This window comes from Rothia sp. HMSC062F03 (assembly GCF_001836905.1).
GTDB classification, from domain to species: Bacteria; Actinomycetota; Actinomycetes; order Actinomycetales; family Micrococcaceae; genus Rothia; species Rothia mucilaginosa_A.
This window is the reverse complement of record NZ_KV830882.1, coordinates 213,588-229,894: the sequence shown is the minus strand read 5'-3', so window position 1 is coordinate 229,894 and position 16,307 is coordinate 213,588. Positions and strand designations below refer to the sequence as shown.

General features: G+C 61.9%; 15 protein-coding genes. 8 read left to right on the top strand and 7 right to left on the bottom strand.

The annotated features are described in order from the left end of the window. Window positions 1–106 precede the first annotated feature (106 nt). A complete protein-coding gene (locus tag HMPREF2674_RS05250; RefSeq protein ID WP_070825027.1) occupies window positions 107–1,513 on the bottom strand; it encodes a class II fumarate hydratase in 1,407 nt (468 codons plus the stop codon). Window positions 1,514–1,746: 233 nt separating this feature from the next. Beyond that, entirely contained in the window at window positions 1,747–2,478 is a 732-nt protein-coding gene (locus tag HMPREF2674_RS05245; protein ID WP_070825026.1) for a carbonic anhydrase, read from the bottom strand. 322 nt (window positions 2,479–2,800) lie between these two features. Here HMPREF2674_RS05245 and glpX point away from each other — a divergent pair, with 322 nt between their 5' ends. Continuing rightward, window positions 2,801–3,808: a class II fructose-bisphosphatase gene (gene glpX / locus HMPREF2674_RS05240; protein WP_070825025.1), complete on the top strand. Its 1,008-nt coding sequence runs from the start codon at window positions 2,801–2,803 to the stop codon at window positions 3,806–3,808. 95 nt (window positions 3,809–3,903) lie between these two features. Here glpX and HMPREF2674_RS05235 read toward each other — a convergent pair whose 3' ends face one another. The 3 genes from HMPREF2674_RS05235 to HMPREF2674_RS05225 form a co-directional block, all read right to left on the bottom strand. Then, on the bottom strand, window positions 3,904–4,905 hold the full coding sequence (locus HMPREF2674_RS05235) for a lipid II:glycine glycyltransferase FemX (RefSeq protein WP_070825024.1): 1,002 nt from the start codon (window positions 4,903–4,905) through the stop codon (window positions 3,904–3,906). A gap of 19 nt (window positions 4,906–4,924) precedes the next feature. After that, a complete protein-coding gene (purE, locus tag HMPREF2674_RS05230) occupies window positions 4,925–5,563 on the bottom strand; it encodes a 5-(carboxyamino)imidazole ribonucleotide mutase (RefSeq protein ID WP_070825023.1) in 639 nt (212 codons plus the stop codon). A gap of 112 nt (window positions 5,564–5,675) precedes the next feature. Further along, a complete protein-coding gene (locus HMPREF2674_RS05225; RefSeq protein WP_239663108.1) occupies window positions 5,676–6,806 on the bottom strand; it encodes a 5-(carboxyamino)imidazole ribonucleotide synthase in 1,131 nt (376 codons plus the stop codon). Window positions 6,807–7,133: 327 nt separating this feature from the next. Here HMPREF2674_RS05225 and HMPREF2674_RS05220 point away from each other — a divergent pair, with 327 nt between their 5' ends. Next, window positions 7,134–7,739: a GtrA family protein gene (locus HMPREF2674_RS05220; protein WP_070825022.1), complete on the top strand. Its 606-nt coding sequence runs from the start codon at window positions 7,134–7,136 to the stop codon at window positions 7,737–7,739. 111 nt (window positions 7,740–7,850) lie between these two features. On the opposite strand, the gene HMPREF2674_RS05215 is transcribed toward HMPREF2674_RS05220, so the two are convergent. Beyond that, window positions 7,851–8,645 (bottom strand): TIGR03089 family protein, encoded by a 795-nt coding sequence (locus tag HMPREF2674_RS05215; protein WP_070825021.1) that lies wholly within the window; start codon window positions 8,643–8,645, stop codon window positions 7,851–7,853. 684 nt (window positions 8,646–9,329) lie between these two features. On the opposite strand from HMPREF2674_RS05215, the gene HMPREF2674_RS09400 reads away from it, so the two are divergent. The 3 genes from HMPREF2674_RS09400 to HMPREF2674_RS05200 all read left to right on the top strand — a co-directional run bounded on the left by HMPREF2674_RS09400 (window position 9,330) and on the right by HMPREF2674_RS05200 (window position 11,494). After that, window positions 9,330–9,743: a WhiB family transcriptional regulator gene (locus tag HMPREF2674_RS09400; protein WP_083313072.1), complete on the top strand. Its 414-nt coding sequence runs from the start codon at window positions 9,330–9,332 to the stop codon at window positions 9,741–9,743. A gap of 20 nt (window positions 9,744–9,763) precedes the next feature. Beyond that, window positions 9,764–9,988: a DUF3499 family protein gene (locus HMPREF2674_RS05205; RefSeq protein ID WP_049333002.1), complete on the top strand. Its 225-nt coding sequence runs from the start codon at window positions 9,764–9,766 to the stop codon at window positions 9,986–9,988. A 135-nt stretch (window positions 9,989–10,123) separates the two neighbouring features. Beyond that, a complete protein-coding gene (locus HMPREF2674_RS05200) occupies window positions 10,124–11,494 on the top strand; it encodes a TIGR01906 family membrane protein (protein ID WP_070825020.1) in 1,371 nt (456 codons plus the stop codon). Window positions 11,495–11,614: 120 nt separating this feature from the next. Here HMPREF2674_RS05200 and HMPREF2674_RS05195 read toward each other — a convergent pair whose 3' ends face one another. Then, window positions 11,615–13,246: a dolichyl-phosphate-mannose--protein mannosyltransferase gene (locus tag HMPREF2674_RS05195; RefSeq protein WP_070825019.1), complete on the bottom strand. Its 1,632-nt coding sequence runs from the start codon at window positions 13,244–13,246 to the stop codon at window positions 11,615–11,617. Window positions 13,247–13,418: 172 nt separating this feature from the next. Between HMPREF2674_RS05195 and rsmI the strand changes: the two genes are divergently transcribed. The 3 genes from rsmI to HMPREF2674_RS05180 form a co-directional block, all read left to right on the top strand. Then, complete coding sequence (gene rsmI, locus HMPREF2674_RS05190; RefSeq protein WP_070825018.1) at window positions 13,419–14,357, top strand: 16S rRNA (cytidine(1402)-2'-O)-methyltransferase; 939 nt, start codon at window positions 13,419–13,421, stop codon at window positions 14,355–14,357. A 113-nt stretch (window positions 14,358–14,470) separates the two neighbouring features. After that, window positions 14,471–15,544, top strand: a complete 1,074-nt coding sequence (locus HMPREF2674_RS05185) for a TatD family hydrolase (RefSeq protein ID WP_070825017.1) — start codon at window positions 14,471–14,473, stop codon at window positions 15,542–15,544. A gap of 229 nt (window positions 15,545–15,773) precedes the next feature. Then, the coding region (locus HMPREF2674_RS05180; RefSeq protein WP_070825016.1) for a glycosyltransferase family 25 protein at window positions 15,774–16,307 on the top strand (534 nt) is incomplete at its 3' end.

Below are 16,307 nucleotides of genomic sequence, written 5' to 3'. Positions count from 1 at the left end.
TGCGCACGTGGGAGGCAAGACGAACATAAGAAATCGGGTGTGACGATACCGTAGGAACAGTAGCGCCACACCCGATTCTGTATGCGGTGTGATCAGACGATTTGGATTAGAAGTTGCCCAGCATCTTGGTGACGTCCAGAGCCGCATCCAGCTGCTCCTCGGTCACTTCGCCGCGCTCCACGTAACCCAGAGCCACAACTGCCTCACGGACAGTCACCTTGTGAGCCACCGAGTACTTAGCGATCTTCGCAGCAGCCTCGTAACCAATCAGCTTGTTCAGCGGGGTCACGGTCGACGGCGAAGCCTCAGCCAGGAAACGGCAACGGTCAACGTTAGCGGTCAGACCGTCAATCATCTTCTCAGCCGAAACGCGAGAAACATTAGCGAGCAGACGAATCGACTGCAGCAGGTTAGCAGCCATCACCGGGATACCCACGTTCAGCTCAAACGCGCCGTTAGTGGACGACAGAGCAATGGTTGCGTCGTTACCGATGACCTGAGCGGCAACCTGAATGGTAGCCTCACAAATCACGGGGTTGACCTTACCGGGCATAATCGAGGAGCCGGGCTGCAGGTCGGGGATGTGCAGCTCGCCCAGGCCGGTGTTCGGGCCCGAACCCATCCAGCGGATGTCGTTGCTGATCTTCATCAGGCCGTACGCCAGGGTGCGCAACTGGCCGGAAACCTCAATCAGGCCGTCACGGTTAGCCTGAGCCTCGAAGTGGTTGCGAGCCTCGGTCAGGGGCAGGCCGGTCTCCTCAGCGAGCAGCTCAATCACGCGAGCGGAGAAACCAGCCGGGGTGTTAATGCCGGTACCCACAGCGGTACCGCCCAGGGGAACCTCAGCCACGCGGGGCAGGGAAGCGTTCACACGCTCAATGCCGTAACGCACGGTTGCGGCGTAGCCGGAGAACTCCTGACCCAGGGTGATGGGGGTTGCGTCCATCAGGTGGGTACGGCCCGACTTCACAACGTCCTTGAACTCTGCAGACTTGCGCTCCAGGGACTCAGCGAGCACCTCCAGAGCGGGAATCAGGTCCTTCACCAGAGCCTCGGTCACAGCAACGTGCACGGAGGTGGGGAAGACGTCGTTGGAGGACTGGGAAGCGTTCACGTGGTCGTTGGGGTGAACCTCAATGCCCTTGGACTCCAGGGAACGGGTTGCCAGGGTTGCCAGGACCTCGTTTGCGTTCATGTTCGAGGAGGTACCGGAGCCGGTCTGGAAGACGTCAATGGGGAAGTGGGCGTCGTACTTACCGGTTGCTACCAGATCCGCTGCGTCGCGGATAGCCTGGGCGCGCTCAGCGTCGAGCACCTTGAGTTCCTCATTGGCGGTCGCGGCTGCCTTCTTCACGAGGGCAAGCGCACGAATATGGGCGGATTCGAGAGTCTGACCCGAAATCGGGAAGTTCTCGACTGCGCGCTGGGTCTGTGCACGGTAGAGTGCATCAGCCGGAACGCGAACTTCGCCCATGGTGTCATGTTCAATGCGGTATTCAATGTTTTCAGCCATATCTCTAGCATAGGCGTTCAAAGTGGCCCCGTCGCCAAAATCCGGTGCCAGAAAAGGAAAAACGCTCATAAATTTTGCAGGATTCAGAGCACGGAAAAAGCCCCACCCCCGCGAATGTGGGAACACACCGTAGGGGAGGGGCTTACCCATGAAAAAACATGGTCTTGCGTGTGAACGAGTGGGTTCTCGCGGTGGGCCGTTTTATCGTCCCTCCGGAGAAATAAATCCGGGCTCTAGTCCAGGTTCTCGGCAATCACGACGCGCGGGGGAGTCTTCACGACCACGGGGAGCGTCTGGGTCGGCGGGTTCTGTTCATCGTTCTTCTCCTCCTGCAGAGCGAGGTCCTGCGAGCTGAACACGAGCTCGGCCTTACCCTCCTTCAGATGGTAGAAGACGCCGATCACGGCGACCTTACCCGCAAGCACCGCATCCGAAATGATGTGGGACTGCTCGATAATGCGGATAGCGGTCTGGCGGGTGTGCTCACGAACCATATCGTTGACGACCGGGTTTTCGGGTAGCTTCGGGGACATTACCGAAGGCAGGATGTGCTGCACCAGGTTACGGATGAAGCCGTGCGGCATCTCGCCGGACTCCAAGGACTTGCTGGCCGCAGTCACGGCGCCGCAGGAGTCGTGACCGAGAACCATCACAATGGGGGTCTCAAACTCATCAACCGCGTACTCCAGCGAACCGAGCGCCGCGTTCTCCAGGACGTGGCCGGCGGTACGCACCACGAACGCGTCGCCCAGGCCCAGGTCAAAAATAATCTCTGCCGCGAGGCGAGAGTCGCCGCAACCAAAGATGGAGGCGAAGGGGAACTGGCCCGCAGCCAGGTCGGTGCGGCGGATGGTGTCCTGGTTGGGGTGCTCGTTGCTACCCTCAACGAAACGTCGGTTGCCGTCCTTCAGACGCTTCCATGCCTCTGCGGGGGTCGGCTGAACCTGGTTGGGCTTCTTAGCCATGGTGTCTTCTCCTTGATACCTGGGCGCAGGGGATGCGGTTTCGGCGACCCGAGCGGCCTCAATGGAGAGGTCCCTCACCAACGCCCAAAAGAACTTAACTCAAATATGCCCTAACGATGCAAAAAATAGCTAATGCGACGCGCCCTCGCGGAGTGAGAGGAGCGCATCCTTTCACTGAATGACCAACACGCCCGAAAACCCGTTCATAACGAGAAAAGCGGTGCGTAAGCGCGCTATCCTGAAAGGAGCACTGATCGCCGGTGATTTCGTGCTGGAAAGGTCCAGCCAACCGGCGCTGTCAAGAATTCTCGAAGGTGAGTCTATGACTACGAACAATAACCACGGCGACCGTAACCTGGCAATGGAACTGGTGCGCGCTACCGAAGCCGCAGCCATCGCAGCGGGTCCCTGGGTTGGCGCGGGCGAAAAGAATCTTGCGGACGGCGCAGCTGTCGACGCTATGCGCTACCGCCTCTCCACCATCCACTTCAACGGTACCGTGGTCATCGGCGAGGGCGAGAAGGACAAGGCCCCCATGCTGTACAACGGCGAGAACGTCGGCGACGGCTCCGGCCCCTCCCTAGACGTCGCGGTTGATCCCATCGACGGCACCCGCCTGACCGCGCTCGGCATGGACAACGCCCTCTCCGTGATTGCCGTGGCAGACGGCGGCACCATGTTCGACCCCTCCGCAGTGTTCTACATGGAGAAGCTGGTCACCGGCCCCGAGGCCGCCGAATTCGTGGACCTGCGCCTGCCCGTCAAGCAGAACCTGCACCTGGTCGCTAAGGCTAAGGGCAAGAAGGTCAGCGAGCTGACCGTCTGCGTGCTGGACCGCCCCCGCCACGCCAAGCTGATCCAGGAGATTCGTGATGCAGGTGCCCGTACCCGCATCATCCTCGACGGTGACGTCGCCGGCGCTATCGCGGCCTGCCGCGAGAACACCGGCGTGGACCTGATGCTCGGCACCGGTGGCACCCCCGAGGGCGTCGTCGCGGCATGCGCCATTAAGGCAACCGGCGGCGTGATTCAGGGCCGCCTGGCACCGACCGACGAGGCAGAGCGCGAGAAGGCACTGGCCGCGGGCCACGACCTGGACCGCGTGCTGACCACCAACGACCTGGTCACCAGCGACAACTGCTTCTTCGCCGCAACCGGTATTACCGACGGCAAGCTGCTACGCGGCGTGCGCTACAACAAGAACGTTGTGACCACCCAGTCGCTGGTCATGCGTTCCTCCTCCGGTACCGTGCGCACCGTTGAGGCTGAGCACCGCCTCTCCCGCCTGCGCGAGATTCTCTCGCACACCAAGAGCCCCGGCGAAGCATAAGCCTTTGAGGTAGCCCCCAAGCATAAGGAGCCGCCCCCGACCGAATCATTCGGTCGGGGGCGGCTCCTTATGCTTATCGCCGTTACCGGCACACGTTAGCGCGAACGCAGGGAACGCAGCTTATCCTTGGCCTTAGATACCGCATCGCGAACCGCCGGGCGTGCCTTGTACGCCAGGGTATAGGCGCGGTAACCCAGCGAGGTGACCGGCACATCCCAGGTGCCGGGGTACTCTACGGACTCGCCGCCGAAGGACTTCTTGAACTTCGTGAAACCAGCCCACTCGTGATCCGGCTGATCCTCCGGCGCAATACCGAAGAGGTCAACGTACTTCAGACCCTTACGCTTAGCGTCCAGGATAAAGTTCGTCACCACCACAACACCTGCACTAAGGTTGCGGTGCTCGAAGGAAGCCGCAGCGTGCGCGTAGGTGCGGGTGTCATCCGAATCGTACACAAACGCCGCCGCAATCGGGGTGCTCTCACCGTTCTCATCGGTCAGCTTCGCAATGTAGAGCGATGCCGCACCGGCGGGCATCAGCACACGAGCAACCTGCATCAGGTAGTCGTCCTGCTGGCGGTTAAAACCGTTACGGTCCGCGGTTTCCTCGAGGAAGCCGAAGAGAATCGTCATATCCGAGGGATTGGTCGACACCTCAACGGTCACGCCCTTTTTGTGGAGATTACGATGACGATTACGGTAACTGGGGATCATTCCCTTGAGGATTTCGTCCTCGGTGCCCGAAAGATCAATAATCTGCGTATGCGAGGGCTGCACCTGGCGAGGAGCCAGAACCGCACCGCGACGAGCCAAGAAAGCAGCCGCATCCTGATCGCCCCAAATAGCGGATTCAGTGGGCTCAATGCGCACAAACAGGCAACGAAGCTTCGCAGCTTCTTCCTTCAACGACGCGAGAGCCTCATCAAAAGCCACAGCGCTGGAGGCGACCGGTCCGTACGGGCTGTACAGGTAGCGGCCGGTAGCGCCGCCCTCAACGGTTGCAAGGTACGACCAGCCGTTACCGCTCTTACGAATTACGGTGTGACCATTAGATTCCTGAAAACGTGCCCAAATATCGGACTGAAGAATATTGCTCATACTTCTAGTGTATCCGAGCTTAGGGAACGTAAGCCTGGGGCTCCGACGAAGCCTCGGGAGCAGAAGTGGGGCGGGGTGCGGAGGGGCTCTCCTCCGCCTCGCGCTCGGCCGCTGCCTTTGCCTTCGCCTCGGCAACTCGGGTGCGCAGAGCGGCTCCCTTGTCGATAGCCGACTGGCGCAGGTTAGCCGAGAACTCGTGCAGGTCGTCGTGCACCTGGCGGGCGAAAGCATCGGTGCCCGAACCCAGGATGCGCAGGGCCAGCAGGCCCGCGTTGCGTGCACCGTTGATGGATACGGTAGCCACCGGAACGCCGGCGGGCATCTGGACGATCGACAGCAGCGAATCCATGCCTTCGAGGTTCTTCAGGCGCACCGGAACACCAATCACCGGCAGAGCGGTGACCGAGGCGAGCATACCCGGTAGGTGAGCGGCGCCGCCGGCACCGGCAATAATCACGCGAATACCGCGGCTGTGAGCCTTCTTGCCGTACTCAATCATGTCCTCGGGCATGCGGTGTGCAGAAACAACATCAGCCTCGTACGGGATGCCGAACTCGTCCAGAACCTCGGCGGCGGCCTCCATGACCGACCAGTCCGAATCGGAACCCATCACAATGCCGACGATGGGTTGGGAGGAATCATAGGGAGACTGAGACATAATCCTCATATCCTTTCACAATGCGGTGGAATACCACCATCACTAGGGGCGTCGAGCGCGGGTTCTCAGCGGAGAGAACCCGCGCTCGACCTATATTTGAGTGGCCCGTCGCCTACAGGGGGCGGCCATCGCGCAAAATGGATGCGGCGTTGGCGGCGCTGTGGCGCAGGTTCTCAAGCTCATCGACCCGGCCCGAAATGTTCACGTGGCCAATCTTGCGGCCGGGTCGGGTTTCCTTACCGTAGAAGTGAATCTTGGCGCGAGGCTCGGCTGAGAGGGCCAGCGGGTAGACGCCGAAGATGTCCTCGTTCTCGCCGCCCAGGTAGTTCTTCATGACGGCGACCTCGTCCAGCACGGAGGTATCGCCCAGCGGCAGATCCAGCACGGCCCGCAGGTGCTGCTCGAACTGGCTGGTCACCGAACCGTTCTGGGTCCAGTGGCCGGTGTTGTGCGGGCGCATGGCTAGCTCGTTGATGTAGAAGCCTGCGGGGGAGCCGGGCACCTCGAAGAGCTCGGCGGCCATCACGCCGGTCACGCCCAGCTCGGAGGCGATGGTCACGGCTGCGGCCGCGGCGGCCTCGGCAATCTCGGGGGCCAGGTTCTGCGCGGGGGCAATCACCTCGTCACAGATGGAGTTCACCTGGATGGTCTCAACGACCGGCCAGGGGCGCACCTCGCCGCTCTCACGACGAGCCACCAGTGCGGAAAGCTCGCGGGTGAAGGGAACCTTCTCCTCGGCCAGCAGGGCGGAGAAATCGGTGCGCGAGGGCAACTGCTCGAACCATTCGGAGCTACGCTCGCGGGCCTCGGCGGGGGAATCCAACACAAGCACGCCCTTGCCGTCGTAGCCGCCGCGCGGGGTCTTCAACACCACGGGCCAGCCAATCTCATCGCCGAAGGCAAGAAGCTCGTCCAGGGTAGAAACCTTAGCCCAGCGAGGGTTCGGCAGACCCAGGCGCTCGACGGCCTGGCGCATCAGGAGCTTATCCTGCGCGTACTGCAGGGCGTCGGGCTGAGGTTGCACGTTCACACCCTCGGCCATGAGGGTGCGCAAAAATTCGGTGGGCACGTGCTCGTGATCGAAGGTGATGACATCCTTGCCGCGGGCAAACTCGCGGAGGGTATCGAGATCCTTGTAATCGCCAACGGGGGCGGTGCGTACCGCCGCCACGGCGCCGACGGTGGGCGCCTCCGCGAGAATCTGCAGGTTGATGCCAAGGTTAGTTGCTGCGGGGGCCATCATGCGGGCCAGCTGGCCTCCGCCGATGACGCCAATTACGGGTCCAGTCACAGGGTAAGTCACATCACCTAAGTGTACTCGCTTCGGGGCGTACACGTTAGATGAACCGTATCGTGAACTGTGGGCGGGCGATTGCCTGTGGCGGGGGAAAAGCTGCCGCTACCGGCTGGGTATTGACTGAAAAATCTGGCGCGGCTAGGGATAACCCGGCCGGTCTGTACTACCATATGAAGAGCTTGAAAAGTCCCCGGCGCCCGGTCTCTGCCTCGCGGCCCCGCTCTGGCGGACCCGGAAGCTATCCACCGACACCACCTGTTAGATAGGCCCCGCATGAGCGCACAGACTAAACCCACCATGACCGAACGACTGAAATCCCTGTGGGACAGCTACGGCATCGAGGTGCTTAAGTTCGGAACCGTCGGTGGCGCTGCGTTTGTGGTGAATTCCATTACCGTGTGGGTTCTCATGATGACCGTCATGTCGCAGTCCCACACGAAGGCAAAGGTCGTCGCAAGTATCGTGGCCACCATCTTCTCGTGGCTTATGAACCGCCTGTGGACCTTCCGCGAATCCCGCTCCGAAAACTGGAAGCGCGAGGCCGTCGAATTCGGCATCGTCAACCTGCTGGGCATCATGGTTGAGGCCGGCTGCGTGGCCTTTAGCACCTACGTGCTGAACCTGCGCACCGCGGAGGCCTCGTTCATCTCCGGTACGATCATCGGTACCATCCTGGGCACCATCCTGCGTTACTTCCTCTACCGATTCTGGGTGTACGGCTCGCACCGTAACCAGGTCTCCAAGGGTGAGGGCACCGACCATGAGGAACTCGGCCGCATGTTTGATGACGCGGCCGCCATCCTGGACGGCGAAGCCTCGGCAGGCTCCAAGGCTCAGGATGGCGGGGCGAACGCGTCCGGTACCGAGCGCAGCCGCTAAACGGCACCGCTCAGAGCCCACCACCAGCCCTATCAAAGACAAAGCAGCGGCCCCGATACTTCGTGTATCGGGGCCGGTGCTTTATCTTCACGCTCTTATCGTATCGGGGGCCTAACTGCAGGGCAGTTCCTTGGCGCGTTCGGCCTCCAGGAGGGATGCAAGCCGCTCTTCGCTCCACTCAACGGCCGGATCGGCCAGGAACACGGCGCGCCCCGAAGCCATGATGGCCAAGGCCTGCATCAGGGTGCTTAGCGTTGCCTCCGAGGAATCAAAACCGTAGCTGGGGCTCAGCATGAGGGCCAACGCCCGCTGACCGCCGGAAAGCGTCTCGCCACGGTACGAGTCCGCTAGCTGGCGAATCTGCGCGTAGGCCTTGGAGTAGGTGAAGCCCTCGACCACTTCGGCAGACTCGTCGGGCAGCAGACCCTCGTAGTGGTCACCCATGCTGGGCACCAGGGCACAGAAATCGAGCACTTCATCGGCGTAGGTTTGCAGAGCAGTCAAATCCCCAGAGTAGGCGAGGGCCAGGGGAGCGCGGTCTACCGTCAGAAGATAGGCTGGGCCGTTGACGAAGCGCGCGTCCTGCTCGGTGCATACCGCGGCGGCCAGGGGCTCGTCCCGGTCGAGAGTTGCGCCCACGCGCAGGGCGGCTAGGCCGACCACCAGAGGACGCCAGTGCAGGGGCGCCTGCAGATCGAAGGCCTCTTCAGTGGCGAGGTCACATTCCTCGATGAGCAGGTTGGCGGTCTTGTTGACCCAGTTCATGAGGACGCGCCCGGAGAGCTCGATGCGCTCGCCGTTGTCGGAGTACCAGATGAGTGCGGGGGTCTGCACGGAGCTGAGGGCCTCAAAGAATCGGTTGAGGGAGGCGGGAACCGCGGGGTCGATGGGGGATAGGGTAACCATGGTTTCACTCTACCGCACCGCAGGCATTGCGCCGGGCACGGGGGGGGGAGGAGAGAGCCGGGGGTTATCTCGGCCACGCGGCCGAGGGGAGAGATTGTCATAGAACGGTAAGGAGAAAATTTTCAGGGAACGAGAAGAAAAAACACGCGGCGCGGAGCGATATTTTCAAATAGTGCTTGTCATAAAACCGCTTAATGTAAAGTTTTCTTGTTACGGGTGTGAAATTTTTGTCCGTAAGGGCCTATATGCACAACTGCATAAATTGGGAAACGTGCGGACGAAAAATAGCTGAGGTATGGCTACTCTTAATTTATTGGCGGATTTCTAAAATTAGGGCCGGAGCCCCGAAATGTAGCCGACTGCCCGGAACCGCCCCGGAAACCAGGTGCGTGATGACGAACCCGACGAGGGGTTTCGTGCCGTTCGCGAGACGATATTTTTGTTCCCAAACCAAATAAAAGTCGCAATTACAATAAATAATCGTCACGTTATATACATCTAAATAATCATTAAGTCTAGTTTGACGAAACGGCGTGTCGCACGTCTAATAGATATATAAGCGTGTTTGCTTTGGGGGACCGTAGAGGCTGAAGCGAACCATGCCACACCATACACACTAAGATTCCGTCCACGACGGATCCGCAGACTCATTATCCTCACAATGAGAACACGGAAGGAAAACCCATGGGCTCCTACCTAGCCGCTGACCGCATAACCGCGGCACGCACCTCAGGCGCTCAGCACCGTAGCATGAACCCTGCACCATCACTTGAACAGGCCGCCGATGCCTTTCTAACCGACGCCGAGCGGCGACAGTCCGCCCCCGTCGATATTTGGGCTGCCGCCGCTGGACTCTACGGAACCGAAGGAGACGACGGAGAGCTCGCCTGGCAAGCCGAAGCGCTCTGCGCCCAGACCGACCCCGAAGCCTTCTTCCCCGAAAAGGGCGGCTCCACCCGGGACGCCAAAAGGGTGTGCGGTGTATGCCCCGTACGCGAAGAGTGTCTACAATATGCAATGGACAATGACGAGCGCTTCGGCATCTGGGGCGGTCTGTCAGAACGAGAACGCCGCCGACTACGCAAGCAGGCGAGCTAAGCCAGGAAGGTACAACCCACATGCAGACTGCGCGACTGTGCTCCCGCCAAACCTGCCGACGAGAGGCGACCGTCACCCTCCACTACTCTTACGCGGACTCCACCGCAACCATCGATGAGCTCTCGGAGTTTCGTGACCCTCACGCCTACGACCTCTGCGACGAGCACGCCGCCCGACTCACCGCACCGCAGGGCTGGCACGTAGTCTACAAGGTACCTGTCCAGGCTGTGGACACCGAAAGCTAAGCTTTAAAGCACTAGAATGTAAAGAACCTTCCGCGAATTGCCGCGGAAGGTTCTTTGCGTGTGAGAAACTGGCAGGTAGTATTCACCCGCCCGAACACACTCAACGGACACTCACTCACGATAGAACGCGAGACCATGACCAAAGAAACACCTCGAGGCATGTGGGGAGCCCTGCGCCCGGCCATCCGTCGAACTAACGCAGAGGAGCTCCTGCAGGCCCGCCAAGCCGAACGACAAACCAACCGTCAGGCCGTTGAACCGGCACCGAACACCGGAGCCTTCGGACGCATCGCCGCCGACGTTCCGAACGTTGCCGAAGAACCCGACCTGCCCACCGGTTCCGTTCCCGTCGTTCCGGCCCGCAGCAAGTTGCGCGAGCAGGGTGTTGGTTCGCGCGTGCGCACCCGAACCAACGTTTCCACCGGTTTCGTGCCCCTGGTCCGTGACTCTCAGAGCACCCCCAAGAACCCCACGCTCAGCGATCTCAACCGTGAGACCATGCAGCGTGCCGCCGAAGCTGAAGCGACAGCTACAACCCCCGCGAGCGCCTCCAGCGCACCCGCCGCGGATGCACCCGCCCAGGCGGCGAGCGTCGCCACCGCCGAGGCCGCAACCACCACGGGTAGCAGCCGCAAGTACCGTACCGAAACTACCCGCACGGGCCAGAACCGGACCGTCGCCGACCCCAACGCGCCGCTCTCTTCGCTCGCCTCCTCACCCGAGGCTGCGGAACGCGCCGCGGCACGCCAGGACGCCATGCAGGATCAGCCGCGCCTGCTGAGGCTGCGTGCCACGCTCATCGCCCTCGCCGTGCCGCTGAGCGTGCTGATGATTGCGATTCGCGCCGTCGCCTCCGCGCCCTTCCTCTGGTTCGAGTACCACCGACCCGGGTTCCCCGAGGACAGCTACGGCTACTACCTCATCGAACGTATGCGCCTGGGTTCCTACGGCCTGGACTACATCAACAACTTTGCCCCGCGAGAGTACCTCGCGCGCATCACTACCGGTGCCGACAATACCCTCGCCTTCACCGACGCAGAGGTCAACCACATGCACGACGTGAAGTGGGTTCTGCTAATCGCCACGATGGCCGTCGCCGTATTTGTGCTGATCACGCTCTTCAGCAGCCTCTCGCTGCGCGAGCGCGCCCCCGGGGTGATTCGCCGTAGCCTCTTCACCGGCACCTGGATTACCCTCGGCCTCATCGTGGTGTTGGGCGTCGTGGGAGCCTTCGGCTGGGAATGGCTCTTCACGACCTTCCACCAGGTGTTCTTCCCGCAGGGCAACTGGGAATTCTCGGTGCGAAGCACCCTGATTCGCCTCTACCCGCCGCAGTTCTGGATTGACGCGGCCATCGCCGTGGCGGTTATCGTGGCCGTGCAGATCGTAATTCTGCTGGTGGGCACCTGGCCCACGACCTATCGCAAGCTCAAGGCCGAGCGTCGCCGCCAGGAACGCCAGGAACTGCGCGTCAAGCTGGCCTCGGCCCGCGTGGGCGAGAACTAGTATCGCGGACCAGAACGCATAACGAGGGGGCCGGAACTATAAGTTCCGGCCCCCTCGCGTATTTGGGGCGTCCGCAGACTAAGCCCCGCAGACTAAGCCTCGTGGACTAAGCCCGAGATTCTAAATCCAAGTCTTAAACCACATGTGCGAGTACCACTGCTCGTAGGGGATGACCTGAGCTGTCCACAGCGGCATGAAGTACGCGCTCAGCACGAGCACACCCACCAGGTACAGCACAACCACTGTCACGCCGACGCGCGCCCTCACCACCGAACCGCGAGCCCCCGAGAGGCACAGGCCCAGGGCACCGGCCAGCAGCAGAATTAGGAACGGCTCGAAGGACAGCGCGTAGAAGTAGAACATCGTGCGGGTCGGGTACATAAACCACGGGAAATAGCCGGCACCGAACACCAGCAGCAGCGCGCCGAAACGCCAGTCCCGCTTGAGCAGGAACACGAATAGGCCCACCAAGATCGCGGGAATAAACGCCCACCAGATTGCCGGGTTACCAATGTTCAAGATGGCCTCGGAGCATGACTTTACCGTGCATCCGGCAGAACCCAGCTTCGGCGACTCGTAGAAGTACGAGGTCGGGCGGCCCAGAATCAGCCACTGCCATGCCTGCGCGGAATAGGTGTGCGGGGTGCTCAGACCCGAGTGGAACTTGAAAGCGGAGGCGTGGTACTCCCACAGGGAACGCAAATCCTCCGGGAGCCACAAAAGGCCCTTGCCCGGGTTCTCCTGAGCCCAGTGACGGAAGTACGCATTCGAAGACTGGAACCAGCCGGCCCAGGTGCTCAGGTACACCAGCAGACCCACGCCAATCATCTGCACGAAGGCCGGGATGCCATCGCGCACCAGAGCGATCAGCCCCCACTTCGGCAGGCCAACGATGCGGCGGGCATTCATATCCCAGAAAACCGTCAGCAGACCCATCGCGGCGATAAAGAAGAGAGAGTTCCACTTCACGCCCACGGCGGCACCGGCGCACACACCGGCCGCCACACGCCACAGCCGCAGGCCCATACCCGGACCCCAAGACATCGGAGGGAGCTCCCCCCGGTACTGCCGGGCAGCCTCCGCAATATTGCGGGCCAATACGCGCCGGGCGTGGATGCGGTCCAAGAGCAGGCACACGAAGGTCGCCAGAATCCAGAACATCTGGAAGATATCGAGCAGCGCCAGGCGCGACTCAACCAGCATGAGGCCGTCCACAGCGGCCAGCAGCGCCGCGATGGTCGAAACCGTTACGGAACGGAAGAGCAACCACGCTGCGTAGGCAATCAGCGCCACCGAAAGCGTACCGATGACGGCCGCCGAGACGCGCCAACCGAAGGGATTATTATCGCCAAAAATCGCCATGCCGGCGGCAATCATCCATTTGCCCAGCGGCGGATGCACCACGTACTCCGGCGAGTCCGGCAGGATACCCGAGGGGTGCCCCGCCACGAAGGAGGCGTTCGCGTCCTTCGTCCAGCTCAGTTCGTAGCCGTAGTGAACGTAGGAGTAGGCATCCTTCGCGTAGTAGGTTTCGTCGAAGACGATGGCGTTCGGGTGGGCCAAGTTGTAGAAGCGCAGCACGCCGGCCAGCAACACAATCAGCGTGGGAGCCACCCAGCCCCAGCGCGGGGCCCGGATGTAGGCGACAGCGAGGGCATCGAGCAGGGAATCCAGGCCGTAGCGTCCTGCGCGGATGGCGGCCTGGCTCGACTCGGTCGAGGCCTCGGGGGAGGAGAGCTTAGGTATCTTCACCCATCCATCCTAAATGGTTAGACAGTACGATGCACCATTTCCGCCCGGTGACGAGGGTATATGACGCCATGAGGGTCCGCCGCGGGGAAAGCGCTACCCTCACCCGCCGCCCAAAAAACGAGCGTTACACTTAGGTGGTAAGCGAAGACCAGACACAGACACGAGGCCTGCCATGACCGCACCCGCCGCCGAATACCCCGAAGAATCCGCCGAGCTCTCCGAACCCTCAACGGCCGATGCGCCCAACTCCGACGTGCCCGTCACCTCCGAGGAAGGCGGCGTGCTCATCCTCGGCGGCAGCCCCATCGGTAACCTGGCCGACGCCTCCGACCGCCTGCGCTCGGCCCTCGCCACCGCAGACCTCATCGCCGTTGAAGACACCCGCAAGCTACGAACCCTCGCCTCCGGGCTTGGCGTGCGCACCCGCGGTCGCGTCATCGTCAACCATGACCACAACGAAGAAGAACGCAGCGCAACCATCGTGCAGGCGGTACAGGACGGCCAGCGCGTGTTGCTTCTCTCGGACGCGGGCATGCCAACCATCTCCGACCCCGGCTACGTTGCCGCCGCAGCCGTCGCGGAAGCCGACCTGCCCGTCACCGTGGTGCCCGGCCCCTCCGCCGCGCTGACCGCGCTCGCGCTCTCCGGCCTGCCCACCGGCCGCTTCACCTTCGAAGGGTTCCTGGCCCGAAAGGGCTCCGAGCGTTCGCGTCGCCTCGCCTCGCTGGCGGGGGAGGAACGCACCATGATCTTCTACGAGTCCCCGCACCGCACCGCCGCGACCCTCGCTGACTTTGTGCAGACCTTCGGCGCGGACCGTCGAGGCACCGTCAGCCGTGAGCTGACCAAGCTCCACGAGGAGGTTCGCCGCGGCACCCTGGCCGAGCTCGCCGAGTGGGCTGAGTCAGAACGTATTCGCGGCGAGATCGTCATTATCGTCGAGGGCGCGCAGGCCCCCGAAACCCCCGAAGCGCAGGACGTCGTGCGGCTGGTCCTCGACCGTGTGGCCGCCGGCGAGCGACTCAAGGCCGCCTGTGCCGCCGTGGCCGCCGAGACCGGCACCTCCAAGCGCGAGCTGTACGAGGCAGCCCTGGCCGCCCGCTCGGAATAATGAACCGCCCGGAATAGTTATTACTGTGACGCCGTGACCCCGCGGGGCGTGCCCCCCCGGGTTGTCCTGCGCGGACTATCCCGCGGTATCGCAAACACACAGAAGGATTCCCCATGTGCCAGAACCACACCGGTAACACCATCACCCAGGAGGACCTGAACGCCCTCGCCTCCCTGGCGGGGTACACCCTGCCCACCCCCGCGCAGCTGGAGGGAACCGTGCTGCCGCAGGGCTGGAGTGTCGTGCCCGGCGAAATCCCAGCCCCCTACGAGGCGGAGCTCTACGCGGGCATTAGCGACGCCAAGGGCGGGGAGGGCACCCGCCGCCGCTCCACGACCGGCGAGAACGGGCGCAGCCGCAACCTGCTTTTTCCGCCTGCCCCCGAGCCGCTGCCCTACCCCATCGTGGACAACCACACTCACATGGACCTGCTCGACGGCGAGGTAGAAATCAGCGCCCGCGATGCGCTCGACACCGGTGAGAAGCTCGGCATCGGCGCCATCGTGCAGGTCGGATGCGATATTCCCTCCTCCCTCTACGCCGTAGCCGCCGCCCAGGCCGATGAGCGTGTGCTCGCAGCCGTCGCGATTCACCCGAACACCGCCCCCGAATTGGCTGCAGCCGGTCAGCTGGAGGCGGCGCTCGCCACCCTTGACGAGCTTGCCGCTACCGACCGCGTGCGCGCCATCGGTGAGACCGGCTTGGACTACTTCCGCACCGGAGATGAGGGTAAGGAGGCGCAGCACTACAGCTTCCGCGAGCATATCCGCCTGGCGAAGAAGCATAACCTGGCACTGCAGATTCACGACCGTGATGCTCACGAGGATGTCGTGCGCATCCTGGACGAGGAGGGCGCGCCGGAGCGGACCGTGTTTCACTGCTACTCGGGTGGGCCCGAGCTGGCCGAAATCTGTAACGAGCGCGGCTGGTACATGAGCTTTGCTGGCACGGTGACGTTCAAGAACTCGAAGGGTATTCAGGAATCGCTGGCGATAGCTCGCCCGGAGCTGATTCTGGCTGAGACGGATGCACCGTTCTTGACCCCGCATCCGTTCCGTGGCCGCCCGAACGCGTCGTACATGACAAATTACACGGTGCGTTTCATGGCTGCTCACCGCGGTGAGGAGCTGGAAGCACTATGTCGCCTCATCCGCGAAAATTCGGAGCGCGTGTATGGCCAGTGGTAGGCGTGTACAGCCTGTAGCGGATAGCTACTCTGGGCAGCCTCGCGGCGCGTGCCTGCGTGCTAGACCGTAGTGACTATCTTCAATTCACTCTCAAACAGCTATTCCATGATTTGGTCGGTAGTATTTAGGTACGTATAGTGCCTCAATAACGTGTTCAAAAATTGGTGCTACAAGCGTCCCGACGAGATTTATGTTTAGCACCCGGTAGTTGGTGCTTTAGGGGGGCACTATGGCAAAGATTCTGAAGTATGTTCTGGGCCTGGATGGCGCGAACCGTTTTGAATCGTTCTATTCGGTGGGCGCACCCGCGAAGGATTTTGTGCCCTACTCTGCAGTCGATAACCGCGACAACCACGTCACGGATAAAGAGTTTGACGTCGAGCTTTTCCGGAGGCGTTGGCACCGCGATCCCACCCCGGCTGAGCGTGGTTGTATGCTCAGCCATGTGAAGATGTGGCGTGATTTTCTGGCTACCGATACCGACTGGGCTCTGATCGCTGAGGATGACATCCTGATTTCGCCTGACGCCGAGGCAGTGGTGAACGCGATCATCACCAAGTATCTGCAGGTTCAGCTGGTGAACCTGTGCGATGCGTACTCGTTCAAGGCGGGCACTATGAACCCCCGCGTGGAGTACATCCGCCTGTCTCTACTCTCTCCTTTTGTGTACGGTAAGTACCGTATGGGTAAGCTGTACGGTTCGACCCGCCTGGGCTGCACGGGTCTGTACCTAATTTCCCGTTCGGGTGCTGAGCTGCTGCTC